This window comes from Micromonospora sp. Mcm103 (genome assembly GCF_024519755.1).
GTDB classification, from domain to species: Bacteria; Actinomycetota; Actinomycetes; order Mycobacteriales; family Micromonosporaceae; genus Micromonospora; species Micromonospora aurantiaca.
Map to the genome: position 1 here is coordinate 1 of NZ_JALJRJ010000002.1, position 19,217 is coordinate 19,217.

At 74.0% G+C, this 19,217-nt stretch carries 15 protein-coding genes; 8 read left to right on the top strand and 7 right to left on the bottom strand.

The features are described 5' to 3' along the window. Positions 1-1,182 precede the first annotated feature (1,182 nt). Positions 1,183-2,184, top strand: a complete 1,002-nt coding sequence (locus OC439_RS02545; RefSeq protein WP_262012004.1) for an NAD-dependent epimerase/dehydratase family protein — start codon at positions 1,183-1,185, stop codon at positions 2,182-2,184. Positions 2,185-2,232: 48 nt separating this feature from the next. Here OC439_RS02545 and OC439_RS02550 read toward each other — a convergent pair whose 3' ends face one another. Next, a complete protein-coding gene (locus tag OC439_RS02550; protein ID WP_262012005.1) occupies positions 2,233-3,207 on the bottom strand; it encodes an Acg family FMN-binding oxidoreductase in 975 nt (324 codons plus the stop codon). Between the two features lie 187 nt (positions 3,208-3,394). Here OC439_RS02550 and OC439_RS02555 point away from each other — a divergent pair, with 187 nt between their 5' ends. Next, complete coding sequence (locus OC439_RS02555; RefSeq protein ID WP_013284884.1) at positions 3,395-4,033, top strand: response regulator; 639 nt, start codon at positions 3,395-3,397, stop codon at positions 4,031-4,033. Between the two features lie 6 nt (positions 4,034-4,039). Here OC439_RS02555 and OC439_RS02560 read toward each other — a convergent pair whose 3' ends face one another. Both OC439_RS02560 and OC439_RS02565 read right to left on the bottom strand, forming a co-directional pair. Then, on the bottom strand, positions 4,040-5,707 hold the full coding sequence (locus OC439_RS02560) for a GAF domain-containing sensor histidine kinase (protein WP_262012397.1): 1,668 nt from the start codon (positions 5,705-5,707) through the stop codon (positions 4,040-4,042). 93 nt (positions 5,708-5,800) lie between these two features. After that, complete coding sequence (locus OC439_RS02565) at positions 5,801-6,811, bottom strand: Acg family FMN-binding oxidoreductase (RefSeq protein WP_262012006.1); 1,011 nt, start codon at positions 6,809-6,811, stop codon at positions 5,801-5,803. Positions 6,812-6,930: 119 nt separating this feature from the next. On the opposite strand from OC439_RS02565, the gene OC439_RS02570 reads away from it, so the two are divergent. Next, on the top strand, positions 6,931-9,279 hold the full coding sequence (locus OC439_RS02570) for a heavy metal translocating P-type ATPase (protein ID WP_315985902.1): 2,349 nt from the start codon (positions 6,931-6,933) through the stop codon (positions 9,277-9,279). A 1-nt stretch (position 9,280) separates the two neighbouring features. Here OC439_RS02570 and OC439_RS02580 read toward each other — a convergent pair whose 3' ends face one another. From OC439_RS02580 to OC439_RS02595, 4 genes are all read right to left on the bottom strand, one after another. Beyond that, a complete protein-coding gene (locus OC439_RS02580) occupies positions 9,281-10,147 on the bottom strand; it encodes a universal stress protein (protein WP_262012007.1) in 867 nt (288 codons plus the stop codon). Continuing rightward, a complete protein-coding gene (locus OC439_RS02585) occupies positions 10,144-12,546 on the bottom strand; it encodes a phosphoketolase (protein ID WP_262012008.1) in 2,403 nt (800 codons plus the stop codon). Before OC439_RS02585 ends, OC439_RS02580 begins: the two co-directional genes overlap by 4 nt. A 128-nt stretch (positions 12,547-12,674) precedes the next feature. Continuing rightward, positions 12,675-13,505 carry a universal stress protein gene (locus OC439_RS02590; RefSeq protein WP_262012009.1) on the bottom strand — a complete coding sequence of 277 codons (831 nt, stop codon included), beginning with the start codon at positions 13,503-13,505 and terminating at the stop codon, positions 12,675-12,677. Between the two features lie 83 nt (positions 13,506-13,588). Further along, the gene (locus tag OC439_RS02595; protein ID WP_262012010.1) at positions 13,589-14,389 is read right to left on the bottom strand and encodes a PP2C family protein-serine/threonine phosphatase; all 801 of its coding nucleotides are present in this window, start codon (positions 14,387-14,389) and stop codon (positions 13,589-13,591) included. Between the two features lie 98 nt (positions 14,390-14,487). Between OC439_RS02595 and OC439_RS02600 the strand changes: the two genes are divergently transcribed. From OC439_RS02600 to OC439_RS02620, 5 genes are all read left to right on the top strand, one after another. Continuing rightward, positions 14,488-14,724 (top strand): HTH domain-containing protein, encoded by a 237-nt coding sequence (locus tag OC439_RS02600; RefSeq protein WP_030275209.1) that lies wholly within the window; start codon positions 14,488-14,490, stop codon positions 14,722-14,724. Further along, positions 14,724-15,299, top strand: coding sequence for a Clp protease N-terminal domain-containing protein (locus OC439_RS02605; RefSeq protein ID WP_262012399.1), 576 nt, complete (start codon positions 14,724-14,726; stop codon positions 15,297-15,299). Before OC439_RS02600 ends, OC439_RS02605 begins: the two co-directional genes overlap by 1 nt. Before the next feature lie 91 nt (positions 15,300-15,390). Continuing rightward, a complete protein-coding gene (locus OC439_RS02610) occupies positions 15,391-16,398 on the top strand; it encodes a diacylglycerol/lipid kinase family protein (RefSeq protein ID WP_262012011.1) in 1,008 nt (335 codons plus the stop codon). Further along, a complete protein-coding gene (locus OC439_RS02615) occupies positions 16,391-17,392 on the top strand; it encodes a YihY/virulence factor BrkB family protein (RefSeq protein WP_135239032.1) in 1,002 nt (333 codons plus the stop codon). Before OC439_RS02610 ends, OC439_RS02615 begins: the two co-directional genes overlap by 8 nt. A gap of 330 nt (positions 17,393-17,722) precedes the next feature. After that, the gene (locus OC439_RS02620) at positions 17,723-19,213 is read left to right on the top strand and encodes a phosphatase PAP2 family protein (RefSeq protein WP_262012012.1); all 1,491 of its coding nucleotides are present in this window, start codon (positions 17,723-17,725) and stop codon (positions 19,211-19,213) included. Positions 19,214-19,217: the final 4 nt, after the last annotated feature.

Sequence of the window (19,217 nt, forward strand, 5' to 3'; positions counted from 1 at the left end):
TGAAAGCCAGACCAGCAATACCCAGAACGCTCTTACGCAGAATCGTGTTCATCACGTGTGCTCCATTCGGGGGTCGACGCACCCGCCGGGGGGCGGGATGCGTGGGCACCGTCAGGCGCTCAAAGTCTTGGGGGGTTCTCGGCTGCTCGCGGGGGCGGGGGGCCTCTACGCGGCGCCGGAAGCATGTCCAACGACCAGCGGTCCGGCATCATTCCCGGGGCCTTCACGCCAACACCGGGGGTGCGGCGCGGAGAGTTCACGTCGTCGGAACCGTGTTCAACGACCCGCCGGCCGGGATGATTCCCGGGGCCCTGACGCGTCGTCGCAACCATCGTCAACGACCAGCCGGGCGGGATGATCCCTGCGGCTCACGCCGTCGGAGACGTACTCAACGACCGCGGCCCTGGGCCTGGTGCCCACAGCCGGCACCGCCTCGCTCGGCGGCGGCCGGTGCTCGGTCGTTCACCCGGTTACAACGCCATCCGCCCGCCCACGATTCCGCCACCAGCGTGCCGCCCACCACCCCCAACCCGGACACCCACCCCACACACGCCAAACCCTCACCGAGCCCAGCCGAGCACCTCGCCCTGCACCCTGTGATCAAGGAGTTCGCGGCGCTTTCCGGCCCCCTTGAGCCCACAAACTCCTTGATCACCCGGAGAAGCCCTTCCCGGGCATCCCTCCCGCAGCGTTGATCATGAGGTTAGCGGCGACAAAACGGACACCAGGCGCCGTCAAGTTCATGATCGACGCCTCGGGGGAGGGGAGGAGCGAGGGGTGGACAGAGGCGCCGCGAGGGCCGCGCCGATCTTGCAGGTTGGGCCCTACCGTCGTCCCTTTTGGGCGTTATACGGGGTACCTAAGTGCAAGATCGCGGGTGACCCTGGCGAGCGGCGTTCAGGGGCGCCGGGAAGTGCCGTGATCTTGCTCAGCTTGGCGATCTTGGAGTTGTGGCACCTCGCGAAGGGGGCTGAACGGGGCAATTCGTGGCACCACAACTCCAAGATCGGCGGGGCAGGGGTGCGGGTGCGCGGGGGCGGACGGCGCGGCAGATCTCCCGCTCGCCGCGCGCAGCGCGGCGCGCCCGTCTGCGCCGGGCTGACCCGTGGTTCTGCCGTTGGCAGATCCGCTTACCGTGAACGGGGGGCCTGCCGGGCGGCGCGGGGCGGCACGCTGGGACGCATGCGACTCCTGATGCTTGGTGGTACGGGCTTTGTCGGCGGTGCCGTGGTGACCGAGGCGGTACGCCGCGACTGGCAGGTGACAGTGTTCAACCGGGGTGTGCACGGTCGGGTGCCGGACGGCGTACACCGGTTGCGGGGTGACCGGACCGCGCCGGACGGGCTGGCCGCGCTCACCGGCGGCGAGTGGGACCTGGTGGTGGACACGTGGGACGGCGCGCCCCGGGCGGTACGGGACGCGGCGGCGGCGCTCGTCGACGCGGTGCCGCACTTCGTCTACGTGTCCAGCGGATCGGTGTACGCGCCACCCGTCGCGCCCGGCAGCGGCGAGGAGGCGCCGACAGTCGCGGCCGACGCGGACGCCGACGACGGTGACTACCCGGCGAACAAGGCCGGCGGGGAACTCGCCGCGACGCGGGTGTTCGGCGACCGGGCGCTGCTGGCACGCGCCGGGCTGATCCTCGGGCCGGGGGAGGACATCGGGCGGCTGCCGTGGTGGCTGAACCGGGTCGCCCGGGGCGGGGACGTGCTGGCGCCGGGGCCGCGTGACCTGCCGATCCAGTACGTGGACGTCCGGGACCTGGCTGCCTGGCTGCTGGACCGGGGTGCCGAGGGCGTCGGCGGGGCGTACAACGTGGTGGGTCGCACCGGGCACGCGACGATGGGTGACCTGCTCGACGCGGCGGTGACGGTGACCGGGTCGGACGCGACGCTGCGGTGGACCGCGCCGGAGCCGATCCTGGCGGCCGGGGTGGTGCCGTGGAACGACCTGCCGGTGTGGATTCCGCGCGGGCACGAGTACCGCTGGATGCAGGAGCGGGACGTGGAACGCGCGTACGCGGCGGGGCTGGTCTGCCGGCCGGTGGCCGAGACGGTCGCCGACACCTGGCGGTGGCTGCGCGAGGTGGGGCGCGTGCCGGACCGGGCCGGGCGGCCGGCGCGCGCCCCGGTCGGCCTGGCGCCGGAGCGGGAAGCCGCCCTGCTGGCCGCGCTCCCGGCCTGACCCAGAGAGGCAGGGCCGTGGCCGACCTGACCCGCGGAGGGGTACGGGTCAGGCCGGCACGACCGGCAGGTCGAGCACCTCCTCGACCGAGCGGCGCGGGGTGGCGTGGCCCGGCTGGCCGTATCCGATCCGCATCACCATCTGCGGGGTGCCGAACCGGCCCAGCGACATCCGCAGCGCCTCCCGTGCGGCGGGCACCTCGATCGGCTGGGACAGCATCGACACGCTCAGCCCGGCGTCGGTGGCGGTGAGCAGCACCCGCTGCAGCGCCTGCCCGGCCAGGATCTGGTCGGCCGAGGTGTTGCCGGCCGAGCCGAGCACGGCGACCAGCGGCTCCGGCTCGAAGTCGCGGCCGGGGGCGCGGTTGCGTCCGCCGAAGCCGCGCTGCGGCAGCAGGTCCTGCGGTTCGCTCTGCGGCCCGCCGGCGCCGGTCGGCACGCCGTCCGGGGCCGGCTCGGAGCGGATCCACTCGGCCCGCTCGGCCACGTACGCGGGGTCGCGTTCCAGCACGCGGTGGGCGCTGCGGGCGACCTCGGCGACCGCGTTGACGGCGCTGGTGCCGATCACCAGCTCCAGCCAGCACTGCTCGGCGCGGGCCGCCTCGCCGAGCCGCCAGCGCGCCTCGGCCGGCACCGGGTCGGGCCAGAACGGCGCGCGGTTGCTGAACCGGTGGCTGATCGCCGCGTACAGGCTCTGCTCGACCGGGGTGGGGCGGCGCGGCACGTCCGGGACCAGCCGGGCCACGACGTCCGGGTCGGCGGGGTACGGACGCAGCCGCACAGTGGCCGGGGTGCCCGCCACGGCGAGCGCCAGGCGCAGGTTGAACAGCGCCGCACCGGCGGCGATCCGCGCGCCCCAGCCGGTCGGGTCGGTGGCGGGCAGGCCGCGCAGCGGGTCGACGGACACCTCGATGCCGCCGTCGACGAGCCGGAACCGCCACGGCTGGGTGTTGTGCAGCGACGGCGCCCGGACTGCGTCGGCGACCGCGGCCCGCAGTTGCTCGCCGGTGTATTCGGTCGTCATGGCGGTGCTCCCTCTCGTGCGGCGCCGGCTCCCCCGGCCGGGTACACCACTACGGTGCGTCAGCGGGCGGCGCGGTGAGCAGGGCCGGAGGTCCCCACCTGGGCCCGGCCGTCGGTCCCGGCCGGCGCGCGCAGGACGGGACTTTCGACCCGTGCTACGGGGGCGGGAAAGCGGGTAGAAAGGACTGATGATCCGGGTGTTCCTGCTCGACGACCACGAGGTCGTCCGTCGTGGCCTTGCCGACCTGCTCCAGAGCAGCGGCGACATCGAGGTGGTCGGCGAGTCCGGCCTGGCCCAGGAGGCGGCGCGCCGCATTCCGGCGCTGCGCCCCGACGTGGCGATCCTCGACGCCCGGCTGCCCGACGGCAACGGCATCGACGTGTGCCGGGACGTCCGCGCGGTGGACTCCTCGATCAAGGGACTGATCCTCACCTCGTACGAGGACGACGAGGCGCTGTTCGCCGCGATCATGGCGGGCGCCGCCGGGTACGTGCTCAAGCAGATCCGCGGCACCGACCTGGTGGACGCGGTCCGCCGGGTGGCGGCCGGCCAGTCGCTGCTCGACCCGGCGATCACCACCCGTGTGCTGGAACGCATCCGCAGCGGGGTGGAGCAGCCGCGCGAGCTGAAGTCGCTCACCGAGCAGGAGCGGCGGATCCTGGAGTACGTGGCGGAGGGGCTCACCAACCGCGAGATCGCCGGGAAGATGTTCCTGGCCGAGAAGACGGTGAAGAACTACGTCTCCAGCGTGCTGGCGAAGCTCGGCCTGGAGCGGCGTACGCAGGCGGCGGTGCTGGCCACCCGCCTGCTCGGCAAGAACACCTGACGCCGGTCAGTCGAGCGGGACGCTCCAGCGCACCTCGGTGCCGCGCGGCTCGGCCCGGCGCAGCGAGAACTCGCCGCCGAGCCGCTCGGCCCGCTCCCGCAGGTTGACCAGCCCGCTGCGGGCCGCCTCCGGGTCGCAGCCGATCCCGTCGTCGGTGACGGTGATCTCGACCCGGCCGGAGTCGACGCGTACGCGCACCGACACCCGGCCGGCCTGCGCGTGGCGTACCGCGTTCGACAGCGCCTCGCGCAGCACGGCGGTGAGTTCGGGGCGCAGGTCGTCCGGGACGGCGCTGTCGATCGGGCCGATCAGCTCCAGCTCGGGCCGGTAGCCGAGCGACTCGGCGGCCACCTCGATCGCCTCGCGGATCTCGGTGCGCAGCGCCGCGCTCATCGGCGTGCGCAGCTCGAAGATGGTGCGGCGGATGTCGCGGATGGTGGCGTCCAGGTCGTCGACGGCCTGGTTGATCCGCTTGGCCGCCTCGGGACGGGCGTTCATCGCGCCGCTCTGCAGTTGCAGGCCGGTGGCGAACAGCCGCTGGATCACCACGTCGTGCAGGTCGCGGGCGATGCGTTCGCGGTCCTCCAGGACCACCAGCAGTTCCCGCTCCTCCTGCCCGCGGGCGCGTTCCATTGCCAGCGCGGCCTGCCCGGCGAAGCTGGCGAGCAGCGCGAGGTCGTCGTCGGCGGCGGGGCCGTGGTCGGGCCGGTAGCCGATCACCAGGACACCGTGCAGCGTGTCGGCGGCGGCGAGCGGGGACACCACTGCGGGCCCGGCGACCACGGGCCGGGGCCAGGGCGCGGCGGCGGCGAGGTCGTCGACCTGGTCGTGGCGGCCCTGCGTGACGGACGCGGCGAAGCTGGTCTCGGCGGCCGGCAGCACCGCGCCGACCAGTTCCCGGCTGACCGGGTCGGCGCCGTCGACGACCTCGACGGTGAACTGCGCCTCGTCCTCGTCGTAGAGCAGCACCAGGGCCAGCTCGGCTTCGGCGACCTCGCGGGCGCGGCGGGCCACCAGCGTCAGCGCGTCGGTACGGCGTACCTCACCGAGCAGCACCGAGGTGATCTCCGCGGCGGCGGCGAGCCAGCGTTCCCGCCGGTGCGCCAGCGCGTAGAGGCGGGCGTTCTCGATCGCCACACCGGCCGCGGCGGCCAGCGCCACCACGATCTCCTCGTCGTCCTCGGTGAACTCGGCCGCGCCCTGCTTCTCGGCCAGGTAGAGGTTGCCCCAGACGTGGTCGCGGATGCGTACCGGCACGCCGAGGAAGCTGTGCATCGGCGGGTGGTTGGGCGGGAAGCCGTACGAGTTGGGGTGCTTGGTGATGTCCGGCATGCGGAGCGGCTTCGGTTCGTCGATGAGCAGGCCGAGTACGCCCCGTCCGTGCGGCAGCTCGCCGATCTTCGCGTGCTGCTCGGGGCTGATCCCGTGGACGATGAAGTCGTGCAGCATGCGGTCGGGACCGATGACGCCGAGCGCGCCGTAGCGGGCGCCGGCCAGCTCGCACGCCGACTGCACGATCCGCTGGAGCGTGCTGCGCAGATCGAGGTCGGACCCGATGCCGACGACCGCGTCCAGCAGGGCCCGTAGCCGCTCGCGGCTGGTGACCACCTCGCCGACGCGGTCGAGCATCTCCTGGAGCAGTTCGTCCAGACGGACACGGGACAGCGGGGTCAGCCCGAGCGACGGTGTGTTGTGCTCGTGCCGGGACTGGGGTGCGGCGGCCACCCGGCGATGGTATCGCCTGGTGGCCGCCGTGATCGAGACCGGTCAGGTGAGCCGGTCGCGGACCGCCGAGGTGTCGACCGTCTGCGTGATGTCCAGCCGGGGCGTGTGCGGCGGTCCGGCGTGCGTCGGGTCGGCCAGCCCGAGCCGCATGCTGATGTAGGGGAACCCCAGGCCGGAGAGCATCTGCCGCAGCACCTCGCGGGTGCCCTCGACCTCCACCACACCGGACAGCGGCACCAGCGACACCCCGTGCCGGGTGGCGGTGAGCCACGCGGCGGAGAGGGCCTCACCGGCGCGCAGCCAGCTCATCGTCTCGTCGTCGGAGCCCCACAGGATCCCGTAGACGGCGGCCTTGTCGTGGCCGGGCCCGATCGGCAGCGAGCCGGCGCGGCCGAAGTCGCGGGCCGGAACGGTCGTCTGCGGGGCCTGCTCGGGCAGCACCTCCGGCGGCAGCCCGGTGCCGGTGCCGGCCCGGCTGGTCCAGTACGCCAGTTCCTCGCGCAGCTCCGGGCTGTCCGCCTCGACGGCGGCGGCCTGCTGGGCGGCGGCGGCGAGCTGGATCTTCTGGGTGTCGTCGAGCAGTTGCAGGTTCACCCCCTCCAGCGTGGCGGCCCGGTCGATGTCGTTCAGCGCGTCGGCGGGGATCGGCTCGTCGCTGACCGGCCGCCGGTCGGTGTGCCGCACCTGCATGCACTGCACGACGCGCATGGCGTCGGGGTCGGCGCCGGTGTGCTTCAGGCTGGTGATCCGGGCCAGCAGGTCGGGTTCCTTCGGGTCGGGCAGCCGTTCCACCACCGGGGTCCAGCCCTCGGCGGCCAGCGCCACCCGGGCGTGGTGCAGTGCGGCGCCGCAGCTCACCACCAGCAGGTGCCCTTCCGGGTCCATGGCGCTGAGGTGCCGTTCGCGGACCACCCGCAGCTCCAGCGCGTCGGGCAGGACCGTCCAGTGCCACGGCTGCGTGTTGTGCACCGAGGGGGCGTGGCCGGCCATTCCGGCGGCCTCCGCGAGCGCGGTGGTCAACGGGCGATCGCCGGCCGGCGTCTCGTGGCTCATCGTCACGACCTTTCCTGTTTTCCCCATCGTGCCCCACGGGCGGGTGGGGACGCCGTTCCATCCCCCGGATTACCCGCATCGCCCTGTCCGTCCCACGTCCGGGCTGAGACGATCCACACGTGGGAACCGAGCCACGCGAGTGCGTACCCGAGCAGCCGGCCCGCGCCCGGCGGTGGGCCCGGGCCGAGTGGGCGCCGCTGGTGCTGCTCACCGTGGCCGTGCTGGCCGGTGCGGCGCTGTGGTTCGCCGGCGCGCACGACGCCGCGCGGCTGGTCTGGGCGGCGGTCACGGTGGTCGCTCTGGTGCCGGCGGCCTGGACGACGCTGCGCCAGCTGTGGCTGCGGCAGTTCGGGGTGGACGTCATCGCGGTGCTGGCGCTGCTCGGCGCGCTGCTGGTGCGGGAGTTCCTGGCCGGTGCCGTGATCGCGGTGATGGTCGCGACCGGGCGGGCGCTGGAGGAGTACGCCCAGCGCCGCGCCACCCGTGACCTGCGGGCGCTGCTGGAACGCGCGCCCCGGCAGGCGCGGCGGCGCACCCCGGACGGCGGGATCGAGGTGGTGCCGCTGGACCGCGTCGAGGTGGGGGACCGCCTCGTGGTCGGGCCGGGCGACGTGGTGCCTGTGGACGGCGTGGTCGAGGAGGCGGCGACGCTCGACGAGTCGGTGGTCACAGGCGAGTCGCAGCTGGTCACTCGCGCGGCCGGGGAGCAGGTCGCCAGCGGCGTCGTCAACGCGGGCGCCGGCTTCGGGCTGCGGGCCAGCCGCAACGCGGCGGAGAGCACCTACGCCGGCATCGTCCGCCTGGCCGGCGAGGCCACCGTCCGCAAGGCCCCGATGGTACGGCTGGCCGACCGGTACGCCGCCGCCTTCGTGCCGTTCACGCTGGTGCTGGCCGGGCTGGCGTGGCTGCTGTCCGGCGAGTTCACCCGGGCGGTCGCGGTGCTCGTGGTGGCCACCCCGTGCCCGCTGCTGCTGGCGACCCCGATCGCCGTGGTGTCCGGGCTGTCCCGGGTGGCCCGGCGCGGCGTACTGGTCCGCGACGGCGGGTCGCTGGAACAGCTCGGCCGCGCCCGTACCCTGCTGCTGGACAAGACCGGCACGCTCACCGCCGGGCGGCCCCGGGCGGCCGAGGTGGTGGTGGCGCCCGGCGGCGACCGGGACGAGGTGCTGCGGCTGGCCGCCTCGGTCGAGCAGCTCTCCCCGCACGTGCTGGCCGCCGCGCTGGTCCGGCAGGCCCGCGAGCGCGGGCTGGCGCTGGCCGAGCCGACGCAGGTCACCGAGGAGCCGGGGCACGGGGTGAGCGGCCGCGTCGACGGGCGGATGGTGCACGTCGGGCAGCTCGCCGGGGAACCGCCCGAGTGGGCGGGCCGGCTCGGTGAACGCGCCGAACGGGCCGGGCGCTCCGCGGTCTGGGTCAGCGACGACCAGGGGCCGCTCGGCGCGATCCTGCTGGAGGACCCGGTCCGCCCGGACGCCCGCCGGACCGTGCGGCGGCTACGCGAGGCGGGCCTGACCCGGCTGGTCATGGTGACCGGCGACCGTCCGGGCACGGCCCGGCAGGTGGCGCAGATCGTGGGCGTGGACGACGTGATCGCGCGGTGCTCGCCGCAGGAGAAGGCCGATCGGGTACGCCAGGAGTCGGCGCATGCGGTGACCGTGATGGTCGGCGACGGCGTGAACGACGCGCCCGCGCTGGCCGAGGCGCACGTCGGTGTGGCGATGGGCGCGACCGGGGCGACCGCCTCGGCGGACGTGGCCGACGCGGTGCTCACCGTGGACCGGCTGGACCGGCTCGCCGACGCCGTCGAGATCGCCCGGTACGCCCGCCGCATCGCGGTGCAGAGCGCCACCGTCGGCATGGGACTGGCGGTGCTGGCGATGCTGGTGGCCGCGGCGGGCCGGCTGCCCCCGGTGGCCGGCGCGTTCCTCCAGGAGGGCATCGACGTCCTGGTGATCCTCAACGCGTTGCGCGCGCTCGGCGGCGGCCTGCGGCGGCGGGACCTGCCGGCGCACACCCGCGAACTGCTCGACCGGTACGCGGGCGAGCACGGCGGCGTCCGCGACGTGCTGGCGGCGCTGCGGGACACCGCCGACATGGTGGCGACCCGCCCGGACGACCCGGCGTGCCTGCCGGCGCTGCGCGAGGTGCACCGGCGCCTGGTCGACGAGGTGCTGCCGCACGAGGCGGCCGAGGACCGGCAGCTCTACCCGGCGCTGGCCGGGCCGCTCGGCAGCGACGAGGCGACCTCCACGATGAGCCGGGCGCACGTGGAGATCGTGCGGCTGGTGGAGCGGATCGGCGGGCACCTCACGGCGCAGCCGGACGGCCGGCTGCGCCGTGACGAGGTGCCCGATCTGCTGGCCGCGCTCTACGGCCTGGACGCGGTGCTGCGCCTGCACCTGGCCCAGGAGGAGGAGGACTACTTCTCGCTCAACCCGGAGGACGGCTCGACCGCGCCCGGCCGCTGAGTCAGCGCTCGCGTACCACAGCGACGGGGCAGTGGGAGTGCTGGATGAGCTGCTGGCTGACCGAGCCGAGCAGCATGCCGCGCAGGCCGCCCCGGCCCCGGCTGCCGACCACCACGAGTTGCGCGGACCGGCTCGCCTCCACCAGCAGCGCGGACGCGCTGCCGGGTACCGCCTCGATCTCGACCGGCACGTCGGGGAAGCTCTCCCGCCACGGCGCCAGTTCCGCCTCGGCGGCGGCCCGCTCGCTCGCGGCGACCTGCTCCGGGTCGAAGTCCGGCGGCACCCACCTGTCGCCCGGCGGCTCCCAGGCCCGCAGCACCCGCAGCGGCACGTCCCGCTGCGCGGCCCGCTCGACGGCGAAGCCGAGCGCCCGCAGCGCCGACTCCGAGCCGTCCGAGCCGACCACCACCGGCCCGGACGTGGCGGCCTGGCCGTCGCGGACCACCACCACCGGGCAGTGGGCGTGCGCGGTGACCGAGACCGCCGTGGAGCCGGCGAGCAGCCCGCCGAAGCCGCCGTGGCCCCGGCTGCCGAGCACCAGCATCCCGGCGTCGGCGGACCGCTCCTGGAGCACCAGCGCGGGCGGCCCGTCGAACACCTCGCCGTGCACGGTCAGGCCCGGCCGGTCGGCGGCGGCGTCCGCCGCCGCCTTGCGGACCAGTTCGTCGACCTGCTGCCGGGCGGCCTCGTCCGGCCACACCCCCGGCGCCACACCGGGGCCGATCCAGCCGGTCACCGTCAGCCACTCGAAGACGTACGCCAGTCGTACCGGCCGCCCCGACCGGCCCGCCTCGTCCAGCGCCCAGTTCAGGGCCACCGACGCGTCGGCGGAACCGTCGTAGCCGACCAGGATCTCCTCGCCGCTCATTCGCCACTCCTCACGGCCGGGTCGTTCTCGCGGATCCAGCGCCACTCGGCGACCCGGGGGTCGTCCTCGCCGTAGCGCCGGGTGTAGTCGCGGCAGGACTGGCGGGCGTCCACCATGTCCTGGCGCAGGTGCGCGGCGCGCGACCGCAGCCCCGGCACCCGGTCGATCACGTCGATGACCAGGTGGAAGCGGTCCAGGTCGTTGAGCATCACCATGTCGAACGGCGTCGTGGTGGTGCCCTCCTCCTTGTAGCCGCGCACGTGGAGGTTCTCGTGGTTGGTCCGGCGGTAGGTGAGCCGGTGGATCAGCCACGGGTAGCCGTGGTAGGCGAAGATGACCGGCTTGTCGCGGGTGAAGATGGTGTCGAACTCGTTGTCCGGCAGGCCGTGCGGGTGCTCCGACGGCGGTTGCAGGCGCATCAGGTCGACCACGTTGACGACCCGCACCCTCAGGTCCGGCAGGTGCCGGCGCAGCAGGTCGACGGCGGCGAGCGTCTCCAGCGTCGGCACGTCGCCGGCGCAGGCGAGCACCACGTCCGGCTCGGTGCCGTCGTCGCTGCTGGCCCAGTCCCAGATGCCCAGGCCGCGGCGGCAGTGCTGGATCGCCTCGTCCATGGTCAGCCAGTTCGGCGCGGGCTGCTTGCCGGCCACCACCACGTTGATGTACTGCCGGCTGCGCAGGCAATGATCCATAGTGGACAGCAGCGTGTTGCCGTCCGGCGGCAGGTAGACCCGGACCACCTCGGCCTTCTTGTTCATCACGTGGTCGATGAAGCCCGGGTCCTGGTGCGAGAAGCCGTTGTGGTCCTGGCGCCACACGTGGCTGGACAGCAGGTAGTTCAGCGACGCCACCGGCTCCCGCCACGGGATGTTCCGGGTCACCTTCAGCCACTTGGCGTGCTGGTTGACCATCGAGTCGACGATGTGGATGAACGCCTCGTAGCTGGTGAAGATGCCGTGCCGGCCGGTCAGCAGGTAGCCCTCCAGCCAGCCCTGGCACAGGTGCTCGGAGAGCACCTCCATCACCCGGCCATCGGGGGAGAGGTGGTCGTCGCCGGGCACCTCGGCGCCCACGAACGCGCGGTCGGTCACCTCGAACGCCGCGCCGAGCCGGTTCGAGGCCACCTCGTCCGGGCCGAACAGGCGGAACGTCTCCGGGTTGCGGGCGATCACGTCCCGGACCCACGGACCGAGCACACCCGTCGCGCCGGCCATCGGCTCACCCGGTGTCGGTACGTCGACCGCGTAGTCGCGGAAGTCCGGCAGTTCCAGGTTGCGCAGCAGCCGGCCGCCGTTGGCGACCGGGTTGGCGCTCATCCGGTGGTCACCTGTGGGCGGCAGGGCGGCCACCTCGGCGACCGGGCCGCCGGTGGCGTCGAACAGCTCCTCCGGCCGGTAGCTACGCAGCCAGCGCTCCAGCTCGGCCAGGTGCTCCGGGTTGTCCCGGACCTCGGAGATCGGCACCTGGTGGGCGCGGAACGTGCCCTCGACCTGCTTGCCGTCGACCCGGTTCGGACCGGTCCAGCCCTTCGGCGTGCGCAGGATGATCATCGGCCAGCGGGGACGCTCGACGTGCTCGCCGGAGCGGGCCCGGCGCTGGATCGCGGCGATCTCGTCGAGCGCGCGGTCGAGCGTGCCGGCCAGCAGCTGGTGCACGGTGGCCGGGTCGTCGCCCTCGACCACGTACGGCTCGTAGCCGAAGCCGCGCATCATGTCCCGCAGGTCCTCGGCGGGGATCCGGTCCAGCACCGTCGGGTTGGCGATCTTGTAGCCGTTGAGGTGCAGGATCGGCAGCACCGCGCCGTCGCGGGCCGGGTTGAGGAACACGTTCGACAGCCAGCTCCCGGCCAGTGGGCCGGTCTCCGCCTCGCCGTCGCCGATCACGCAGGCCACGAGCAGGTCCGGGTTGTCGAACGCGGCGCCGTACGCGTGGCTCAGCGCGTACCCCAGCTCGCCGCCCTCGTGGATCGAACCCGGCACCTCCGGCGCCACGTGGCTCGGGATGCCGCCCGGGAAGGAGAACTGCCGGAACAGCCGCTGCATGCCGGTCTCGTCCCGGGGGATGTGGTGGTACAGCTCGCTGTAGGTGCCCTCCAGCCAAGTGTTCGCCACCAGCGCCGGGCCGCCGTGGCCGGGGCCGGTGACGAAGATGGCGGACAGGTCCCGGTTCACGATGACCCGGTTGAGGTGCGTGTAGAGCAGGTTGAGCCCGGGGCTGGTGCCCCAGTGGCCCAGCAGGCGCGGCTTGACGTGCTCGGGCCTGAGCGGTTCGCGCAGCAGCGGATTGTCGAGCAGGTAGATCTGGCCGACGGTCAGGTAGTTCGCCGCGCGCCAGTAGGCGTCCAGCCGGCGCAACTCGGCTTCGGTCAGGGGGCTGTGCAGGTTCACCGCGGTGTCCATGCTGCCTTAGCCTCTCGTGGTTCGGGGTCGGCCGCCACTCGGGGACCACGCCTTCTCCCCCGGCGCGTCCAGCGTCGTCCCCATCGGGGGTCGCCGGTCAGGGCCGTAGGTCCCGCCTCGCGCGGGCGTCATGACCCGTCTCCGGCATCGGCGGGGGTGCCCCGTACGACGATCAGCGGAGCCGGCGAGTGGTAGAGCAGAGACTGGCTGACCGCGCCCAGAGTGGACCCTACCGGCCCGTCTCCCCAGGCGGCCACCACCGCGAGCTGCGCGGCGCGGGAGCGGTCGAGCAGGACGGACCTCGGCTCACCGTGGACGGTCTCGCAGTCGGCGGTGACCCGGGGGTACCGCCGGGCCGTCCGGGTGACCGCCTCCTCCAGCCGCCCGTCGTCGCGGTCGCCGGAGTCCGGCTCGATCACCCGGACGGCGAGCAGGCGGGCGCCGCGGTGCTGCGCGCAGTCGAAGGCGTACCCGAGGGCGGCCTGCGAGCTGGGTGATCCGTCGAAGCCGACGAGCAGCGGCCCGGGCGGGGCCGGCTGGGTGCGCCCGACCAGCACCGGGCAACCGGCCCGGGCGGCCACGTCCACGGCAGGCGTGTCGGCCGGTACGCGGTCCGGGTGGGCGGACATGCCGCCGTCACCGAGCGCGATCAGGAACGCGGTGTCGGCGACCCGCAGCAGGGCCTCGACCGGCGAGCCCTCGACGATCCGGCCGCTGACCGGCACCTGCGGCGCGCACTCGGCGACGACCTGCCCGGCGTGCTCCAGCACGTTCTCCGCGTCCGTGCGGGTGCCGCCGGCCGGGGCTGGTCCGGGCGTGGCGGCCCAGTTGAACGCGTGTAGCAGGTGCAGCGGCCGGTCGTGGGCGGCGGCCTCGGCGGCGGCCGTGCGGACCACCGTCAGATCGGCCTCGGACCGGCTGACGCCGACCACCACCGCGCCGTGGCTGGGTGCGGCCACCCCGGCTCACCTCCCGACCCGTGCTTTTCACTCACCGTAGTCGCGGGACCGGTTGTGCCGGAGCGGGTCGGCGGAACTGGCGGTCAGCGCGGGGCGGGCAGCGCCGGGTGGACGCGCAGTACGACGGCTGTGGCGTTGTCCTCGCCGCCCTCGTCCAGGCTGGCGGCGAGCAGGGCCTCGACGGTGCGCGCCGGGTCGCGCCGCGCGGCGAGCAGGTCGCGCAGCCGGTGGTAGCCGAGCTGGTCGCTGATGCCGTCGGTGCACAGCAGCCAGGTGTCGCCGCGGCGCAGGGGCACGGCGAGCAGGTCCGGTTCGGGGCGGTCCGGGTGGCCGACGTAGCGCAGCAACTGGTAGCGCGCCCGGGCCGCCTCCGGCGAGTCGGCCGGCCACCAGCCGTGCAGCAGGCCGAGCCAGGCCATCGTGTGGTCGACGGTGACCAGTTCGAGCAGCCCGTCGCGCAGCCGGTACGCCCGCGAGTCGCCGAGCTGCACCAGCCAGCCCTGCTCGCCGTCCGGCTCGACGACGAGCGCGGTGAGCGTGCACCCGGTCAGGCCCGGCTGCGCCGCGCCGGCCTGGCGTACCCGCCGTTGGGTCTCGGCCACGGCGGTGCGCAGCGCGGCGGCGCCGACGGCGGGCCAGCCGGCGCGGACCTGCGCGGTGAACGTCTGGGCCGCCGTCGTGCCCGCCACGCGGCTGCCCTCGCCGTCGCCCATCCCGTCGCAGACCACCGCGAACGGCAGCTCGGGGTCGACGTGCAGCACGTCGTAGTTCTCCGGGTAGCGGTGCCCGACCACGCTGCCCCCGGCGATCTCCAGGGTGAGGCGGCCGGCGGTGAGCCGGCGCGCGGACTCGACCGGCCGGTCCAGCGGACGGCGGCGGAACACCAGCGGACCGTAACACCGGGACGGGCCGGACAGCGGCAGGCCGGGTCGCGTGTCAACCAAGGTTGACAGGTGAGGTGCTGTCAACCTAGATTGACAGCATGAGTCAGGCGACGGAACTCGCGGCGGCGGCCGGCAGCACCGACCCCAAGGTCGGCCTGCGCGCCGTGCTCGCCCTGCGCCGGCTGCTCGAACGGCTCGAGGTGATCCAGGTCGACAACGCCCGGCGGCAGGGCTGGTCGTGGCAGGAGATCGCCGACGCCCTCGAGGTCAGCCGGCAGGCGGTCCACAAGAAGCACGCCGGACGACCGGCGGTGCGTGAGAGCTGGGAGGCGTGATGTTCGAACGATTCACCGACCGGGCCCGCAGCGTGGTGCACCACGCGCTCGACGAGGCCCGCACCGAGGGACGGCGGCCGGTCGGCACCGAACACCTGCTGCTGGGCGTGCTCGCCGACCGCGACAACCTGGCGGTACGGCTGCTCGCGGCCGGCGGCGTCGAGGCCGACGCGCTGCGCGCCGCGGTGGCCCGCCACACCGCGCAGGGCGTGGACGGGCTCGGCGCCGCGGATGCCGCGGCACTGCGCGAGATCGGCATCGACCTCGCCGCGATAGTGGCCCGAATCGAGGAGTCCTTCGGCCCCGACGCGCTGCGCGAGGCTACCCCGCGTCCGCGCCGGTGGTGGCGTCGCGGGCCGCACCACGGCACGTTCTCGCCCCGCGCCAAGAAGGTGCTCGAGCTGTCGCTGCGCGAGGCGCTGCGGCTGCGCCACCGGCACATCGGCACCGAACACATCCTGCTCGGCCTGCTGCGCGAGGGCGACGGCCTGGCCGCCGTGGTGCTTACCGAGGCCGGGGTGGACATCGACGACCTGCGGCGGCGCGTCGACGCGGCGCTGCGCGAGGCGGCCTGACCCGCACCCGGATTTCAAACCTGTTTGCGGTCCTCGCAACGTCCCGCTGCGCCGGGTCGCCGTCACGCCCCGTGTCCTGCACACTGACGCCGTGGACGGTGCAGACGACAAGCGCCCGGTGAACGCGGAGAACCGCACCCCGCGCTCGGCAGTGGTGGTCAACCCGGTGAAGGTGGCCGACCTGGACGAGTTCCGCCGCACCGTGGACGGCGCGCTCGCCGCCGCCGGGTGGCCGGCCCCGACCTGGTACGAGACGACGGTCGAGGACCCGGGCCGCGGGCAGGCGGAACAGGCCGTGAAGGCGGGCGCGGAGGTCGTCTTCGCCTGCGGCGGCGACGGCACGGTGATGGCCTGCGTGACCGCGCTGGCCGGCACCGACGTGGCGCTGGCCGTGCTGCCCCAGGGCACCGGCAACCTGCTGGCCGCCAACCTCGGCCTCTCGAACGACCTGGCCGCCGGGCTGGAGGTCGCCGTCGAGCGCGGGATGCGCCGCCTCGACGTCGGCGTAGTCGGCGACAAGTGCTTCGCGGTGATGGCCGGGATGGGCTTCGACGCCCAGATGCTCGACTCCACCTCGGAGACCACGAAGAAGCGGATCGGCTGGCCCGCGTACGTGGTGGGCGCCGCCCGCCACCTGCGCGACCGGCCGATGCGGGTCTCGGTGCGCATCGACGGCAAGCCGCCGCTGCGCCGCCGGGCCCGCTCGGTCCTGGTCGCCAACGTCGGGCGCCTGCAGGGCGGGGTACGCCTGCTCACCGAGGCCGAACCGGACGACGGCTGGCTCGACGTGGCGGTGCTGACGCCGCGTACGCTGCGCCACTGGCTCGCGATGGGCTGGGCGGTGCTGCGCCGCCGCGACAGCGTGCCGGGGATGGAGGTGTTCCGGGCACGCTCGGTCGAGATCACCAGCACCCGGGCTCAGGCCCGGCAGCTCGACGGCGACCTGATCGAGCCGGGCCGGTCGCTCAAGGCCACCATCCGGCCCGAGTCGCTCTGGCTCTGCGTACCGCGCCCGGAGGAGCACCCCGACCTGGCGGTGGACGCCGACGCGGCCGGTGAGCGCGGAGAGCACCTGGTCGAGGAGGCCCGCCGTGAGTAGCACCAAGCTGGTCCCCGAGACCCGGTTGATGACCGAGAACGAGCTGTCCGCCGACGACGCCTGGCACACACTGCGCCGGCACGGCGGCTGGTGCCTGCTGCGGGACGCGTTCATCCGGTTCCGCTACGGCGACGGGTTCAGCCACTCCCGGGCGCTGGCGTTGCAGCTCTGCCTGGCCGTGGTGCCGTTCCTGATCGCGCTCACCGGCCTGATCACCGACCTCGGTGTGGACGAGGGCGGCAAGGTCGTCGCCGACACGGTGCTGGCCATCACGCCCGGCCAGAGCGAAGCCATGGTGCAGGACCTGCTCACCGACAGCGAGCGCACCGAGGACGCCGGCGAACTGGCACTGACCCTCGGTCTGCTCACCGGGCTGGTCGCGCTGACCACCACGATGGCGCAGATCGAGCGGGGCGCCAACCGGATCTACGGCGTCGAGCGGGACCGCCCGGCGCTGGCGAAGTACCTGCGCGCCGCGATCCTCGCGGTGGTCGCCGGCGTGCCCGCGCTTGCGGGTTTCCTGATCCTGGTCGGCGGCCGGGCGATGGGCGAGTCGGTACGGCGGCACTACGAGTGGGGCGACGTCGCCATGGCCGGGTGGGACGTGATCCGCTGGCCGCTGAGCCTCGGCCTCACCGTGCTCGCCGTCGCGGTGCTGTTCCGGCACGCGCCCCGGCGCCGCCAGCCCGGCCTGTCCTGGCTCTTCTTCGGCGCGTCCATCGCCATCGCGATCTGGTGGCTGGCCAGCCTGCTGCTCGCCGCCTACGTGAAGTACAGCGGCGGATTCGGCCAGACCTACGGTGCGCTGACCGGCATGATGGCCCTGTTGCTCTGGGCCAACCTCACCGGGATCGCGCTGTTCGGCGGGCTGGCGTTCGCCGCGCAGCTCGAAGCGATGCGCATCGGCGTGGAGGAGCCCGCCAAGCCGGACCTGTGGGAGCCGGAGGCGCAGCGGGCGGAGCTGTTCGACACCGGTGAGATGACCTCGCTCTGACGCCACGCCCGTCCGGCGTGAGACGCCACGCCCGTCCGGCGCGAGACGCCGCGCCCGTCCGGCGTGAGACGCCACGCCCGTCCGGCGTGAGACGCCACGCCCGTCCGGCGCGAGACGCCGCGCCCGTCCGGCGTGAGACGCCACGCCCGTCCGGCGTGAGACGCCACGCCCGTCCGGCGCGAGACGCCGCGCCCGTCCGGCGTGAGACGCCACGCCCGTCCGGCGTGAGACGCCGCGCCCGTCCGGCGTGAGACGCCGCGCCGGTACGGCGTGTACGGGACACGCCGATCGGGTACAGCGCGCCTCGCAGAAGAACGAGGGAGGTGCGGTGTGACCGCGGTCAAGGAAGCCGGGAGCCGGCCGCTCAGCCATTTCGCGGAGCGGAGCCTCGCGGGCCTGCTCGCCGTGGCCGGTGCGGGAGTCGGGTTCGGCGTGCTGCTCATGCTGGTCCGGTTCCGGTGGAGCCCGCTCTACCACGCCGACCACGAGACGGCCGAGTGGTTCAACAACCTGGTGGCCCCGCACGGCCCGCTGGTCACAGTGCTCCAGGCGATCACCGACCTGGGCGGCCGGCCGGTGCTGATCTGGCTGGTCAGCATCGCGGTGGTGGGCCTGCTGATCCGCCGCCAGTCCCGGCTGGCGGTCTACCTGATCGTCACCGGCGCCGGCGGGCTGATCCTCGACCCGTCGCTCAAGGCGCTGGTCGGGCGGCTGCGCCCGGTGGTGGACGTGCCGATCGCCAGCGCGCCGGGGAACAGCTTCCCCAGTGGTCACGCGCTCGGCTCGTTCGTCGCGTACGGGGCGCTGCTGCTGGTGTTCCTGCCGGCCATGTCGCCGCGCTGGCGCAAGCCCGCCATCGCCGTCGCCGGCGTGCTGATCTTCCTGGTCGGGCTGACCCGGATCGCGCTGGGCGTGCACTTCGTGTCCGACGTGATCGGCGGCTGGCTGCTCGGCGCGGCCTGGCTGGGCGTCACCGCGTACGCCTTCCGGCTGTGGCGGCGCGAGCGCGGCCGGCCGGTGCCGCCGCTGCGTGAGGGCCTGGAGCCGGAGGCGGGCGAGGATCTGGCGCTCGCGCCGGACGAGGAGAAGGTGCTGGAGCACCCGCGCTCGGCGGTGGCCGAGCTGCTGGTCGGCTGGGTGATCGTATTCGGTGTGCTCTACGCGTTCGGCATGTTCGTCAGCTACCACGCCAAGGGCACGTTCTTCGACACGCTCGACACCGAGGTGCCGCGCTGGTTCGCCGAGCGGCACACCGACGCGCTCACGGAGCTGAGCTGGTGGTGGAGCAAGTTCGGCGACACCCACGCGATCCTGCTGGTGTCGCTGGTGTTCTGCCCGATCGTGCTGGCCGTGTGGCGGCGCTGGCGGCCGGTGCTGTACGTGGTGCTGGCGATGTTCGGCGAGCTGAGCCTGTTCCTGGCCAGCGCCCGCGTGGTGGACCGGCCCCGGCCGCCGGTGGAGAACCTGGACGGGCAGATGCCCACCTCGTCGTTCCCGTCCGGCCACATCGCGGCGACCATCTGCCTCTGGGTGGCCATGGCGGTCATCGTGTTCCCGCGTACCGACAGGTGGTGGCGGTGGCTGTTCGTGGGCATGGCCGTGCTGATGCCGGTCGGCGTGGCCACCTCCCGGATGTACCGGGGCATGCACCACCCGACCGACTTCATGGGCGCGATCCTGCTCGGCGCGCTCTGGCTGTCGCTGCTGTACTGGGTGATCAAGCCCAACGCCGACGTCCACGAGGGCAACCAGCCGGCGATCGAGTCCGAACAGGTCGACGAGCTGGACGACGAGCTGGCCAAGGCCGCGCGGCCGGACTGAGCCG

Bases quoted from the DNA above. Each gene is read 5' to 3' on its own strand.
- OC439_RS02545 (WP_262012004.1), top strand. From the start codon at position 1,183: ATGCGACTCCTGATGCTTGGTGGTACGGGCTTTGTCGGCGGTGCCGTG.
- OC439_RS02550 (WP_262012005.1), bottom strand. From the start codon at position 3,207: ATGACGACCGAATACACCGGCGAGCAACTGCGGGCCGCGGTCGCCGAC.
- OC439_RS02555 (WP_013284884.1), top strand. From the start codon at position 3,395: ATGATCCGGGTGTTCCTGCTCGACGACCACGAGGTCGTCCGTCGTGGC.
- OC439_RS02565 (WP_262012006.1), bottom strand. From the start codon at position 6,811: ATGAGCCACGAGACGCCGGCCGGCGATCGCCCGTTGACCACCGCGCTC.
- OC439_RS02580 (WP_262012007.1), bottom strand. From the start codon at position 10,147: ATGAGCGGCGAGGAGATCCTGGTCGGCTACGACGGTTCCGCCGACGCG.
- OC439_RS02585 (WP_262012008.1), bottom strand. From the start codon at position 12,546: ATGGACACCGCGGTGAACCTGCACAGCCCCCTGACCGAAGCCGAGTTG.
- OC439_RS02600 (WP_030275209.1), top strand. From the start codon at position 14,488: ATGAGTCAGGCGACGGAACTCGCGGCGGCGGCCGGCAGCACCGACCCC.
- OC439_RS02605 (WP_262012399.1), top strand. From the start codon at position 14,724: ATGTTCGAACGATTCACCGACCGGGCCCGCAGCGTGGTGCACCACGCG.